The 13,892-nt window shown below is 46.9% G+C and carries 12 protein-coding genes and 1 pseudogene; 2 read left to right on the top strand and 11 right to left on the bottom strand.

The features are described 5' to 3' along the window. Nucleotides 1-340: 340 nt before the first annotated feature. Complete coding sequence (locus WMO17_RS07520) at nucleotides 341-733, top strand: plasmid mobilization protein (RefSeq protein WP_337679610.1); 393 nt, start codon at nucleotides 341-343, stop codon at nucleotides 731-733. Continuing rightward, entirely contained in the window at nucleotides 705-2,312 is a 1,608-nt protein-coding gene (locus tag WMO17_RS07515; protein ID WP_337679612.1) for a relaxase/mobilization nuclease domain-containing protein, read from the top strand. Before WMO17_RS07520 ends, WMO17_RS07515 begins: the two co-directional genes overlap by 29 nt. 82 nt (nucleotides 2,313-2,394) lie before the next feature. Here the strand turns inward: WMO17_RS07515 and WMO17_RS07510 are convergent, their stop codons facing one another. The 11 genes and pseudogenes from WMO17_RS07510 to WMO17_RS07460 all read right to left on the bottom strand — a co-directional run. Next, the gene (locus tag WMO17_RS07510) at nucleotides 2,395-3,198 is read right to left on the bottom strand and encodes a DUF4316 domain-containing protein (protein ID WP_148871814.1); all 804 of its coding nucleotides are present in this window, start codon (nucleotides 3,196-3,198) and stop codon (nucleotides 2,395-2,397) included. After that, entirely contained in the window at nucleotides 3,191-3,445 is a 255-nt protein-coding gene (locus tag WMO17_RS07505; RefSeq protein ID WP_337679615.1) for a transposon-transfer assisting family protein, read from the bottom strand. The genes WMO17_RS07510 and WMO17_RS07505 overlap by 8 nt, the downstream gene beginning before the upstream one ends. Then, nucleotides 3,442-7,479: a DUF3849 domain-containing protein gene (locus tag WMO17_RS07500; protein ID WP_349137812.1), complete on the bottom strand. Its 4,038-nt coding sequence runs from the start codon at nucleotides 7,477-7,479 to the stop codon at nucleotides 3,442-3,444. Before WMO17_RS07500 ends, WMO17_RS07505 begins: the two co-directional genes overlap by 4 nt. Next, nucleotides 7,469-7,987, bottom strand: a complete 519-nt coding sequence (locus WMO17_RS07495) for an XF1762 family protein (protein ID WP_349137811.1) — start codon at nucleotides 7,985-7,987, stop codon at nucleotides 7,469-7,471. Before WMO17_RS07495 ends, WMO17_RS07500 begins: the two co-directional genes overlap by 11 nt. Continuing rightward, nucleotides 7,988-9,754 (bottom strand): annotated as a pseudogene (locus WMO17_RS07490) (helicase-related protein); the annotation flags it as partial. It abuts the gene before it with no gap. Between the two features lies 1 nt (nucleotide 9,755). Continuing rightward, nucleotides 9,756-9,944 carry a transposase gene (locus tag WMO17_RS07485; RefSeq protein ID WP_349137809.1) on the bottom strand — a complete coding sequence of 63 codons (189 nt, stop codon included), beginning with the start codon at nucleotides 9,942-9,944 and terminating at the stop codon, nucleotides 9,756-9,758. Between the two features lie 118 nt (nucleotides 9,945-10,062). Next, nucleotides 10,063-11,328, bottom strand: a complete 1,266-nt coding sequence (locus WMO17_RS07480; protein WP_055286760.1) for a plasmid recombination protein — start codon at nucleotides 11,326-11,328, stop codon at nucleotides 10,063-10,065. Nucleotides 11,329-11,508: 180 nt separating this feature from the next. Then, a complete protein-coding gene (locus WMO17_RS07475; protein ID WP_349137808.1) occupies nucleotides 11,509-12,525 on the bottom strand; it encodes an AAA family ATPase in 1,017 nt (338 codons plus the stop codon). Further along, a complete protein-coding gene (locus WMO17_RS07470; RefSeq protein ID WP_226845240.1) occupies nucleotides 12,518-12,697 on the bottom strand; it encodes a hypothetical protein in 180 nt (59 codons plus the stop codon). Before WMO17_RS07470 ends, WMO17_RS07475 begins: the two co-directional genes overlap by 8 nt. Nucleotides 12,698-12,944: 247 nt before the next feature. Further along, a complete protein-coding gene (locus tag WMO17_RS07465; RefSeq protein WP_055264514.1) occupies nucleotides 12,945-13,463 on the bottom strand; it encodes a ClbS/DfsB family four-helix bundle protein in 519 nt (172 codons plus the stop codon). Between the two features lie 54 nt (nucleotides 13,464-13,517). Further along, the coding region (locus WMO17_RS07460) for a Type 1 glutamine amidotransferase-like domain-containing protein (RefSeq protein ID WP_349137807.1) at nucleotides 13,518-13,892 on the bottom strand (375 nt) is incomplete at its 5' end.

Below are 13,892 nucleotides of genomic sequence, written 5' to 3'. Positions count from 1 at the left end.
TACAGTTTTTGAAAGAAATTCAAAAAAATCTGGAAAGTGTATTCCAAATAAAGGCTGCGGATTCCTATTTATAGAAGCACTTCTTTTTCTGATGGCAAGGCCTATACTGCAACACCAGGGTTTCCCTGTCTTAGAGCAAGATTCGCCTATGGTAACTCAAAACTCACTTTCGTGATTTTTCATTCCCGGCAATCTTGATGGGGATTCCGTTCCCCATCCCCACGGTACGCACAAAATCTTGGATTTTGGCTATCTGGCTCCACATGAATGTGTTCGCAGCCGAACGCCTACGGCTTATCGGGAGTTGCTTCGCAACTATAAAATGCAGGAGGATCACACTATGGCTCGCCCCAAAAAGGATGAAAGCATCAAACGGACTAAGAATGTAATGGTTCGTTTTACCGATGTGGAGTACGCACTGGTTTCGTGTTCTGCTGAACAGGCTGGCTATCCCGTTGCCGTTTATGTAAGGAAACAGGCCATAACCGAAAAACTTCACGTTCATTACAACATCGTTGCCGACATTGCAGAACTGCGAGATTTTGCAAGGCAGCTCTCTCATATCGGAAACAATCTGAACCAGATTGCAGCCTTCTTTAACAGCGGTGGTATCCAATCTCGCGCTATGTTGGAAGAGATCAATCGTTGCATGACCGACCTCCGCTCCATGCGGAAAGATATTGCTGAATTGGCAGGTGATTATCGTGGCAATCTTAAAACACGTCGCAGGTAAAAGCGCAGACTACGGTGCGGCACTCGACTATTTGAAATATGAGCACGATGAGGTCTTGAAGAAACCTCTGCTGGATGCAAATGGAAACTGGGTGCTCCGCCGGGATATTCTGCTGGATGGCATAAATTGTGAACCGGAACTTTTTGATGTAGAGTGTGAAATGCTCAATGCACAGTACCATAAAAATCAGAATTATGATGAAATCAAGACACATCATTATCTCATCAGCTTCGATCCTGCGGATAAAGATGAATGCGGACTCACAGGAGAACGAGCGCAAGCCATCGGCATGGAATATGTAAAAACAAATTTTCCTGGCCATCAGGCATTGGTCTGTACCCACATGGACGGGCATAACGGCAGCGGCAATATCCATGTACATATCGTAATCAACAGTCTGCGAAAGCTGGATGTTCCGCAAAAAAGCTTTATGGAACGTCCCATCGACTGTAAAGCCGGCTACAAGCACCACCTAACAAAAGATTACTTGAAGCATTTACAGCAGTCTCTTATGAACATCTGCATGAGAGAAAATCTCAATCAAGTTGATTTGCTCTCCCCATCTGTCAACAAAATCACGCAGCAGGAATATTATGCTAGACAGCGCGGGCAGATCAATCTGGACAAATTGAACGCCGAACTTATTGCAGAAGGCTTCACACCCATGCGAACCAAATTTCAAACCGAAAAGGACAAACTGCGGGATTCCATTACTGCAGCAGCAAAGCGTGCAAAATCATTTGAAGAGTTCAGCCGACAGCTTCAAGCTGAATCCGGTATTTCTGTCAAGGATCACCGTGGGCGATTCAGCTATCTTTTACCGAACAGGGAAAAATATATTTCTGCGCGAACATTGGGAACCAGTTTTGACCGCAATCATCTTCTGATGCTTTTTGAAAGCAATGCGCTCACCGCTGAAAGAGAAAAACAGCAATGGAGTGTTGCTGACCCCATTGCCGTTCTCTATATCAAATCGAATCTTCGTTTGGTTGTGAATCTGCAAGACTGCGTAAAGGCCCAGCAGAGCCGCGCCTATGCACAAAAAGTCAAGATTTCCAATTTGCAACAGATGGCAAATACCATCGTCTATATACAGCAGCACGGCTATGACAGCTATGACGAATTGAAAAAGGCGCGGGATGAACTCTCCGCTAAAATGTCAGATGCCCGCAATACCGCAAAGTCAACGGATGCCGATTTGAAACGGTTGAATGAACAGATTCACTATCTGGGGCAGTATCTCTCCACAAAAGCCACATATAAAGAATTTCTACAGGCCAACAATAAGAAGATTTACCGTTCTGAGCATCAAGAGGAAATTGCCAAATATGAGGAAGCCGCTCAATTCTTAAAACGCAGTTCCCCGGATGGCACGATTCCCACTATGAAGGACTTGCGGGCTGAGAAAGAAAAACTGCTTTCCACGCGAGCGGTACAATATGAAAGCTATGCCTATTTCAAGGACTACTACCATGAACTACAAACCGCTTGTCAGAATGTTGATATGATCCTTGATACAGGACATACACAGCAACATAGCCGTACACATCCTAAACGCAGTCACGAACCATCTCTTTAAAAAACTGCATAAAAAGAGCCAGTCACAAGACTTCACTCTGAATGAAAGTCCTGTGGCTGGCTTGCTTTACGGAAACAGATTTTTAGTTTTTAAGGGTTCTCTCCTGCTGTTGCTGCTGTCCCTGTTCTTTCTGCTTTCGATTTTCCAGTTTGATATGCAGCCGATCCAACACTGAAACTCTGTTGCCAATGACACGCGGCTTTTTCGGGTTGTTGTTGACACAACCATCAATCATATTGTAGTTCTGCTCTGTGCCAGACTCCCGCGCCCGTTCATACGTTCCATTCGTCAGGCACTTTTCATGTTCTGTCACATCCTGCTGTTTCCTTTCAGCGCGGCGAACATATTCTGTAATAGTGGCCCGAACATTTTCAAAGCCATTCGGTGCCTCTGTCACAAATACACCTTTACTGTCTACCACGATTGGAGAAACAGCATCTCTGCGTTGCTCATTCCGCATCATAAAGAAGCAGACACCCTCTACAACTTCACTATCATACGGGAGCCATGTTCCTGTTTTTCCATCAACCTGGTAATTGGGAACCATGAGGGCAACAACATTTCCGGCAGAGTCTATATCCGTAAAACCGCCAAACTCAACCAACTCGTCTTTATCGACATAGAAGAATTTTCGCTTTTCTTCTTCATCCCATACCATAACATCACTGACTCCGAACGGACGGCCGATAAATGTATTTGGCCTTTGTTCTTCCAGACGCCCCCGAACTGTAACTGGTGTTTCACTCGGTCCTACCTGCCCCTTATAAGCACTTTGGTAATTCTGATGATGAATCAGAAAACCATCCTCTATCTGCTGTGCATAAGATTTTGCCCTTTGCTTATGATGAATCTCCTTGATTTGGAATACTCTGACCTGTTTATTCATCTGCCACCCTTTCTACTTTCTGATTCGGTTCATCCGGTTTATACCACTCCAGTTCCAGCCCTTTGAACTGCTGCTCGTTCAGCTGCTGCAGCTTCTGGATGCTCTGCTGAACAAGCACAGCCATCTCTGCATCCTCTTCCACAAGCTGCTGAACTTCCGTCAGCGTCTGAATCGTACCTTTGAGCGTTTTCTGCTCAAACATCGCCATCAGCATCAATTCCAGTTCATCAAAGCGTACATTGCTCATAACTCCATCCCTTTCTTTTTCGCTTTCTTCGGCTTATCCTGTTCCTGTGCAGGCTGCTCCTGCTTTTTTGCTTTCAGACTGCGGAGGGCATCCAGAACAGACTTTTTCGTATTGCCGCGTTCCTGCTCCTTACTCTGCTGCCGTGTCGCCATCAGCTTTTCCATATCAGAGATAGCCTGCTGCACCAGCTTATCATCCCTGAAGTAGTTGATGGAGTTGATGTTCTCGCGCTGCACTTTATCGTTCACGACCAGCTCATACATTCCAACAAAGCCACCATCTTCCTCGATGCAGAATCCAATGCACTTGTCGGCGTTCATCCGCTCAGACGGAATCTTGTCGTAGGCTTCCAAGGCTTCTTCCATCGTCAGATGGTCGTGGAACTCTCCCGCAAACGTAAACTCCAAACACTCCGCAACATAAAAGCTGAGCGTTTCTTCCAGCGCAGGTCTTTCTGCAGCGAGTTTTTCTTTCAAACCTTCTGCCTGCTGTTCAGCCGCCGTATCAGCCTGTTCCCGCAGTTCTGCCGCATCCATGACTTTACCCTCTGCCGCATCGCAGCCGAACTCTGTGAGCAGTTCCGTCATAGCCTCCTGCACAGGCTTATCTCCGTCCGTTTCAAGAATGCCGCCATCCTGTTCTGTGAAGTCCTTATTATATAAGGTATAGTCGAAGCCATCGTCACAGGTCTGGATATGGAAATAGGCATCCGGCAATTCGTAGGCCAGTTCCACATCCTGCACGGCTAAGGCCCCCTGCAACGGCTGGACAACATGATTCTGGATATACGGGTTATCCCAGCCCGGAACCGTTTTGTAGTCCTCCACAATGGTGTCAATGCCGTTCCTGCACTGCAAAATATCCAGCGAACCCGGCAGAGGATCAGGATTCTTCTCCACACCCAAGGCTTTCATGCAATGGTTCGGAAGTGCCTGATACTGCGACATTGCATCGTCGAGATTTCCGAACCGCTCAATTTTCAAAGGCGCGGCCTGCAAATTTTCGACCACATAGAACTGCTTTACGAAAGGCCGCTCCTGTTCCAGTTCTTTCTGCGCATCCAGTTCTTCCCGGAACATCGTTGTAAAGCCATCCAGAATAGCCGGGTGGCTGTCAACCACCCAGTCCGTGCGGAAGGTCATGCGGTCTGCATCGTGTTCCGGGGTGCTGACCTGCTCTGCCCATTTCTTATTGCCGGGAGAAAAGCGGCCATCGCAACTTTTATGATGCAGCGTGTTCGCCAGAATGTAGCCCACACGCTCCATGCCGTACTGCCGCACCACCTGATCGACTGCACCATCGCCAAGGTACATCCCGTCATAATTATCCGCAATCGCTTCATGGATTGCCTGCTTGCACTCGCTGTTCAGCCGATAGGATGTACGGTACAAATCCACCTCGTCATTTTCTTTGGCATAGCTGAACGGCTCGTAGTAGACAGGCACATCCGAATAATCCTGTGCGCTGTTGTCCGGCACAGGCACAGACTTTTCAATGATCTCCGATACCACATCTTCTTTTTTCGGCATATTCCATTTTTCAGAGAAATATTTCTGCACGGCCTCCTGAAAATCTTCATCGAAGCCGTTCCACAAATCCTCCGCTACCAACTTGCCCCACTCATTGACTGCAACACAAGCCGCCATGTCGCCGTGTTCCTCATGCTCCAGCAGGAAGAACTTCTCGCCGCCAATCTCCGTTTCATCAATAGCGTACCATGTGCCGATATGCCCCTCGACTGCGATATGGTCGGAATCGCCGTGGATCAGTCCATTGTTTTTCTGCTGCTGTTCCTCCATGAACTCTCGCACGGTCAACTCTGCGCCCGTGAAGTTCAGCCCTTCCTCACCCAGTTCCAGCCGCCCCTCCGCGCCAAGGTCAAGTTCTTCGGCCATCAGAACAGATGCCGCATGGTTCACCACCACAGTTTTCTCCACTGTAATGGGCTGGCCTGGGTCGTAGTCCGAACCGCGCAGATCATAGCGATATAAGCCCTCCGGCACATCTTCATCCCGCAGTCGGCCATTACTGAAAAGACCCGGCTTATCAAAGATTTCGATTTCCTGCAGTTCTTCGTTCAAAAGGTTTTCTTTCTGCAAATCCAGATTCCTTTCCTTGAAAAAATCCGGCAGTTCTGCAAATCCAATGCTGTCCACATAGTAGGCTTTGACTGTACTGCCATCATTGAGTACCACCACGTCGCTGACCGACAGCGAATGACCCGTAAAATCTGCCGGACGCTGGATATTGAACCGTTCATAAATGCCATCCAGCGTGTCCTTTTCCGTAAGCGGCGCGGTATAGATCAGGTCATAATCTGCACGGGAAACCGTTATGCCTTTCTTCTGCACATAGTCCAGCCCCATGAAACGATAGTTATGTTCCGGGTCACGTTCTGTGATCTGATAAATACCGAACTGCTTTTCGCCGCTATTGAGCAGCATATTTTCCTGTTCTGTCATGTTCCGCTCCTGCTCCAAATCTGCTATTGCAATCTGGAAGGTATCACTTCCGCGCTCAATTTCCTCTCGCGCCGTGACAAGAATCGGCCACGGGCTGATGCGGACAAGATAAATCTGCTTACCCTCGTCATACAGTCGTAAAGCCTGTTCACGGTTTATCACTGTCAGCTGAAAATCCAGGCGTGCATACTCGTCCTCTGCATAATCTTCCCGCTGTTCCAATAGAATCGCATCCCATGCGTCTGCCTTAATGCCGAAAATGCCATCGTGCTGCTCGATTTCCTCTTGGCTTACATAATCGCCTGCTGTGCCATCACGAAACAGCGGATAAATCCTCTCACCCAGCCGATGCCATTCCCGTGCGCCCTCTTTCGTCAGCGGCAGCACATCATCTTTCAGGTAGCCATAGTCGTGCATTTCGGAAAGACCAATCATCCCATCCGGGAGATTTTCGATTTTCTCCTGCACATCGTACATCAGGCGGTTGACTTCTTCTTTGTCATCCTCGGCCAGTGCCGCCGCCAGACCGTTCACCAATTCTTCCGTTGCAGCCCGGTCATCCAGCTTGAAAGCAAAATTCACAATGAGGTTGCGCTGCTCATCATCAAAAATCGTTTTTTCCTGCTCCTTATTGGCAATCAGCTTTTCCGCATACTGCATCGCGGTCATGCGCTCTGCGCGCCTTTCCGCGACTGCCGCTTCCAGCTTTTCCAGAAAGTCGGCTGCGGTCAATCGAATCGTATCCATCGAATCTTTCAGTTCCTTCATCTCCTTGCCGCTGGCCCAGCTTGCCACATATGGAAATGAATAATCGGACGTATCAATACCCAGAGCCGAGCAGACCGTAAATGCAATGCTTTCAGCTTCGGTTTCTTTCGTGAGCCTGTCTTTTTCTTCGCCGCGCTGCTTCATGAAATCGCTGTTATGCAGCATCGCATGAGCGACTTCGTGAATCATCGTTTTTATGGTCTGGCTCTCGCCCATGCCGACCTGAATGCAGATTTCTTTGTCTGCATCACTGTAATAGCCTTTGGCATCCCCTTCGATTTCATCAAACCGCATCGGCACAGGCGATACCTGCTCGATTGCCGCCGTAAGCAGCGCATAGTCTTTGACGCTGGCCGTCAGTTCGTTCACTTCCAGCGATGGAATCGGTTCCCCATCGGTCTGTGAAACATCAAAAACCGTCGTCACTCGGAAGCGCGGAACCACATACTCCACACGTTCCATTTCCGGTTCACCGTTTTCGTTCAGCACAGCCAAGCCCGTATCCTTGTCGATTTTCTCGCGTTCTTCCACTTCCTTGATGGGAGCCGGAGCAATGATCTGGATGCCCTTTTCGCCTTTTTTGACGTAACGGTTGAACTTATTCTTCCATGCGTTAAACCCTGCCACCAGTGTGGCATCAGGCCGCTGCATAGCGATCAGCAGCGTATTATTGAAGCTGTAATTGTGGAATTTTGCCATCGTGCGCAGATACGTCGTGTACATTTCCGATGTAAAAATGTCCTTTACGCCCTGCTCCAGCCGTTCCGTGATTTCTTTCATCTGCTGTTTGCGGTCAACTGCCATGCAAGCCCTCCTTTTTCTTGACCCATCGTGTTTTCATCTGGCGCGGATATTGGTCAGCCTGTTTCGGTGCCTTCGCGCCGTTCCATTCCAAGCCTCCGGCTCTGCCCTCACAGGTGTACCCGGCAGCTTTCAGAGATGCTCCATTTTCCGTATCCAGAATGTAGGTGATCACTTTGTTGTAACCCATTGCCCGTGCTGCACGGTACGCCGCCGCATACAGGATGCTGCAAGCGTTCGGTGTTCCATCTGTACACAGACGGTTAACTTCCAGCGTATAGCCATCGTCCAGCCGCCGCGCCACAGGTCTGCCGCAGATAGCAACGCCCACCAGCGCACCATTATCCGATACGCCGATGGAGAACTTATGTCCCCGCGTCGGTTTATGGTGGCGGTGATGCTGCTGCACAAATGCGTTTGCCGTTTTCAAATTGATCGGTGTTAATGTCAAGCAAATGCCCTCCTTCAAAAAAAATGCCCCGCCAGACAAAACTGACGGGGCGGCTCTCATTTACAGTTCCATATCGTGACTTTTCCGCTTCTGGGATTTCTGCGGTTCTGCGCTGCGCTCTGCCTGTTTTGCATGAAGCTGCGCCAGCACAGAGGGTTTCCGCACATTGTCCGCAGTGCGCTCTGCAACGCGGCCTGCATAGTTCACAGGCTGGCGCGGCCTGTCTGCAACTTCGGTTTCGGCTGCATCCTCGTCCACTCCCAGCGCATCCTCACTGCCCTTTTCATCCATGTTGAGCAGAGAGTTCAGCTCCGCAAGGCGCGCAGATTTTTCAGCCAGTTCCGCTTCCTGCGCAAAGGGACGTTTGGCTTCTTCCTTTGCCTGCGCCAACTGCTGTTCCAAGGTTTCCAGTCTGCGTTCCACCTGCGGCAGCGTTCTTTCAATGCCTGCCAGCGCATTGGTAACGCGCAGAATGTTACCCTGCGGGTCTTTGCCGACTTCCATCGAATAGTTCCACACGCCTTTGATGGACAGGCGGAACACCTTATCGAAGTTGTCAAACCGGGAATGCAGTTCAAACGCACCGTAGCTGCCGATTCTGCCCTCGGTGCCTGCTGCTTTCAAAGCCTTGCAAGCCTCGATAATGGCTGCACCTGCTTCCTTGCGTTCGCTGTACACCTTACCGCTGATTTCCATAGAGAAGTGGTCTTTGTCCTGCGCCAGAAGCGGTTTTGCCGCTTCCATATCCGTTTTCAGTGCTTCGATTTGACCCTGTGTCGCAGTAATTTCTCGTGGATAGCGACGCGCAATATCGGATTCCAGACTATAAATCTGACTGGTGTGATTGGCTTTCAGCAGCTTCAGTTTGCTGACCTGAATATCCAAGTCCATCTTTTCCTTGATGTAGGGATTGCCGGTTGCCAGTGCCTTAATTTCGGCATAGGACAGCGCGGTGTCGTCCACATCATCGCAGGCACGGACAGGCGATTTAGAAGTCATGATTTGGCTTATAAACTTCTGCTTATTTTCCAGAATTTGCCACATATACGAATCGAACGTATTTTCAGTGACGTAACGATAGATTTTTACCTGCTTATTCCGGTTTCCCTGCCGGAGAATACGTCCCTCCTGCTGTTCCAGATCAGACGGCTTCCACGGGCAATCCAGATGATGCAGGGCAATCAGTCGATCCTGAATATTGGTTCCTGCGCCAAGTTTCGGCGTAGACCCCATCAGGATACGCACCTGTCCGGCGCGCACCTTTGCAAAAAGCTCTGCCTTTTTGGTTTCCGTGTTATACTCGTGAATAAATGCCACTTCTTCACGGGGAACACCTCTCGCCACCAGCTTCTCCCGCACATCATCATAAACGTTGAATGTGCCATCTGCCTTTGGTGTCGATAAATCGCAGAAAATCAACTGTGTTCCTCTATCCAAGGCAGATTCTTCCCAGACCTTGAACGCATTGTCCACGCAGCGATTCACCTTACTCTCCGGCTCATCCGGCAGCATCTCATTCATAAGACGCTGGTCGAGTGCCAATTTCCGACCATCGTTTGTGATTTTGAGCATATTATCGAATCTGGGATTCACATTTCCATTGCGTACGGCCTCGGCACGGTCTGCAAAGGAACTTACCATTTCTTCCTGTGTTTCGCTCGGTTTCAGCACTTCGTTGATGTACTCTGCTTGCGGCACAGGTAGGTTCAGCATGTCCGCCGTCTGCACATCTGCGGATTCTTTGAACAGAGAAATCAGCTCCGGCAAATTGAAGAACCGGGCAAAACGTGTTTTCGCACGGTAGCCGGTTCCTTCGGGGTCGAGTTTGTCAAGATACTTTTTGTGGATTTTCTAAATTAAACGATTTGTCCGTAAAAAAGCCGCCCAAAACCTCGTGCTTGCAGATGTCCTGAAACACCGTATTCAAAGGCTTTTTGGCATTTTCGGACTGCTTTACATTTACGATGAATGTTGTCTTTCCAATTCGCTGTGAATAAGAATATTTCTGTTCTTTCATATAGTCAGTTCCTCTCTTTCATAAAATTTGATTGCTGGGCATTCACATTAGAGCACCCAGTAACCGCAGATTTTCAATATATCAAGAAGTCATTAAGTCGTGAGTATAATGGAAATGGTTATCTTTCCATACCACGCTTGTTTCTTCGAGCCTTGATACGCTCCTGTCGTTCTTTTTCCCTTGCTTCTTTTTCGGCTCGTTCCTGTGCTTCCTTAAAAGAAAAAAGTTGCTTCACTTTTTCGGTAAAAAGTTTAGCAACTTCGGGGAAATGCTCCAACGCTTGAAGAAAAGGTCTGCACTTTTCTTTCAGTTCGTTGTATTTAGTTTTCATTCTTTCGAGTGCGTTTGCACAGTCAAAATATTTCTGTCGGTAATAGTTGGCACTCTGTTCTAATTCGCTAATTTCCGCACGACTTGTAATGCCCTCCTTGGCAAGGGCAGTAAGCTCAGAATAATCCTCTTTGGAGATTGCCATTTTACCTGTGATTGTTTTCTGCCCCATACGGTCAATCTCGTTATAGGTTTTAGAAACATTACGGGCAGGCTCATATTTTATCTGTTCACGCTGAATGCGCTTCTGCAACTTCTCCAAGCGTTCCTTGTCCTGCTTGATTTGATATTGCAGGGAAGTCAGGTGTTCTGCTGTACTTCCGTATTCGCCACGCTGAAAGCCTTTGAAGCCTTGCTCCGTCATATGGTTAAACAATTCATCTTGCAGAATACTGTATGAAGCTCGGAACATCGGTTTTCCGTTCTTTCTGAGAAGCGGATTGCCTTTTTCGTCGGTCAGCGGAATATCCGATTTCCATTTCTTTGAATGGCTGATTTGATGAACAACTTCCTTAACCGTTCCTCGCAGTTTTTCATCTTTGCAACGCTTGCTCCATAGGATTTCTTTCTCCACCACAGGCAAAACCATAGCGTGAAGATGATAGTGGTAAACCTCTTTTCCAAGTTCCTCGGTTGCCGCTACATTGATTTCATCAGCGTGCATAACAGCCGATATGACATTATCAGCACCGAATTTTTCCTCGATAAAATGGAATGCTTCTTCGTAAAACTGCTTTGCATATTCGTAGCCGCCGTTACGCTCGAAGTACATTGTGTTCACATCAATCACAATCTCATTGAACAGCGTTGCGTCTTTCCTCAGCCCTCGAAGCGACACCATACCGTCAGTTTCCATCTGCTTTAATTGTTCCATATAGGTCGGGGCAAAAGGCTTTTTGAAATGCACATTATAGGGTATGCGTTCCTCAATCACATTCATATTTTCATAGGTTTCATTCTTGCGTTCGTTGTGCCTTTCTGCCTTGCTCACATCAGAAGCGGTGTACTTTTTAACCCTTGCACAACTCATATCCGCCTTGTTGTTTTTCGCCATTTTTGCTCTCCTTTCTCGGCAGGGCGAAGCCATTACACAACATTCTTTGAATGTGTGTAACCCACTATGACACTTTCAGACTTCGTCTGCAAAGATGTCGTGGGCAAGGGTGTTCCCCCTTGACCTCCTTTGATACCTCAATCATAAAAACAGACTGTCCCATCAGCAGACAGCCTGCATTTATTCTCTCGGTATATCGCCCATCGGCAAAGACCAGTACCACAGAAAACCTTTCTTTCGGGAGATAACTCCTGCGTTCTTCTTTGCCTTTTTAATGGTCGATTTCCTGAACCCTGCGGCTTCAAGTTTTTCTTCACAATCCGAAGAAAGCATTTCTCTGTCTTTCAGCATTTCAATCAGAAATGCTTTCGCCTTGACTTCCTTATCGTTGGGTCTGCCGATTTTCGGGGCGAGGGATTGGAACGCTTCTTCCGCTGTCATTTCCATTTCGGAAATAAAGTCCACACCTTTCTCAGATACTTCAAACAGAATGGCAGAGCCTGTCGGGGCAAGGTTGGATTTTACCTGCACCAAATATCTTTCCGCAGGTACTTCCTTGTTCGGTGTGCGTGTGATTGCAAGAATACTTCTTGCAGCACCCGCAATGTCAATCGAACCGTTAGTACGGTAAAGGGGATTGGTATCTCTCATCTTGTTCATATGAGCGATAATCACAATCGCACAGCCTGTATCTTTCGCAACCGCTATCAGATGATTAAACTCGGCTCGTGTTTCGTTGGCATTGTTCATCGAACAACTTTCTCCGATATAGGAACTCATCGGGTCAAGAATTAAAAGTTTTGCGTGGTACATCTCAATCGCTTCACGAATACGGTTATCCCCAAAGGACAAAGATTTTTCATCTTCCTTGATGAAGATGAGGTTTTCTCCGTTCCCACCAGCCGAATTGAAGCGAGGGACTACCGTATCATCGGCGTCATCTTCCGTTGTCTGATAGATGATAGTCATAGGCTCGTTTTCTTCCGTTTCGGTAAAGGGCAGAGGTTCGCCCTTTGAGAGCAGGGCGGCAATGGAAAGCATTAGCTTGCTTTTTCCATCGCCGGGATCGCCCTGCAACAGCGTAACCTTGCCAACCGGAATATACGGATACCACAGCCATTTCACTTCTTTCGGCTCGATTTCGCTTGCCTTGACAACTTCAAGAGGTACGCTGACAGTCATTTCATTTTCAATCATTTTTATTTGTTCTCCTTTTCGATAAATATTTCGGGCAAAGCACCACGATACAGCGGAAACTCTGCTTACAGTCATTCCTGCATTTTCTGCAAAGTTCGTTGTAGGTAATGCGATTACGGTCATTCAGAAACAATGCCCATTCTTGTTTCCGTTTCTTGCTCATTCTTGGCATATCAATCCACCTTTCCGTTTGAAAATAAAAAAACCACAGGAAAGATACTTGAAACCTTTTTGTGTATCTTTTAGGGGCGAAAATCGGAGAAAATCCCCGTTCTAAGCCTTTCAAAAAATCACACAAGGTATTTGTACTAACCTGTGGTTATGTATGAATTTGTTGGTTTTAGGTAACAAAAAAACACCGTATTGCTACGATGTTTTTCGTTGTTCATATTCTGTCTAAGATACTGGCAAACTGGAAGTTATAGTGCAATCTTTTTCCATTTTCTAATCTTGGTTCTAAAGGTTCCGAACGGAGCAACTGTATTAACATGTATGAATTTGTATACTTCCCAGACAGCTGTTTTAGTTGCTTCGTCAGCCCATTTTCTCATATGTGGTTTAAATAATTCTTCCTCACTCAGAGAATCAATCATTACATAAATAGAGTTGATATTCTCATTCAATCTGTCTTTCAATTCTTGCAGTGACAGCTGAGCATATGTATCTGTGAACCATTGATATAATTCGCCAAGCTGATTCCACTTAAAATTATCCGAAGGAGTTTTGACAGGAATACCCTTTCTTTCGTCTGATTCCCATTTAATAACAAGAGTTGTCCAGCCAACCTGATAAGCAAGATTTTCTGCCGGAGTTCGATCGACCTCATCAATTCTCTTATCTTTTAAATGCTCCGGAATATCATTAAATTCTGAAATATACTTTGCAAAACTTTTATTTATCTCGTTTTTAAGCTCGTCTTTATTCTCATATGTTCTCAATAGTCTATCTCCTCAGCTTCCGATTTTCCAGTTTCAAAAAAAGGATTTTTCAAATTAGTCTTTGCAAATAACCTTTGAACCTTCACCATCAATTACAATTCCCTGATGGTTGTTAATAGGGCATAGATTCAAATCCGAAAATTCAGTCATTATTGTCTCGGTAACTTTCTTAAATGGTGCTGTAAGATAATGCGGAAGAACATAGAAATCAATCAAATCAAGCCCTGCATCATCTTCTTGTGAGTAGTCCTTCGGCTTTTCATCCATTTGCTCGATATATTGGATGCTTGGAGCGCATATAATCGCACCTGCCGATTCACCAATCATCAGTTTTCCCTTTGCCAATTCTTTTTTCAACAGCTCATCCGTTCCCGTTTTACGGAGCTGGTCTATAAGGAAAAAAGAATTTCCGCCGGTAAAATATATCAC

The organism is Faecalibacterium faecis (assembly GCF_040096475.1).
In the GTDB taxonomy this organism is placed as follows: Bacteria; Bacillota; Clostridia; order Oscillospirales; family Ruminococcaceae; genus Faecalibacterium; species Faecalibacterium taiwanense.
The sequence above is the reverse complement of the archived record's forward strand: the minus strand, read 5'-3'. Positions and strand labels throughout refer to the sequence as shown.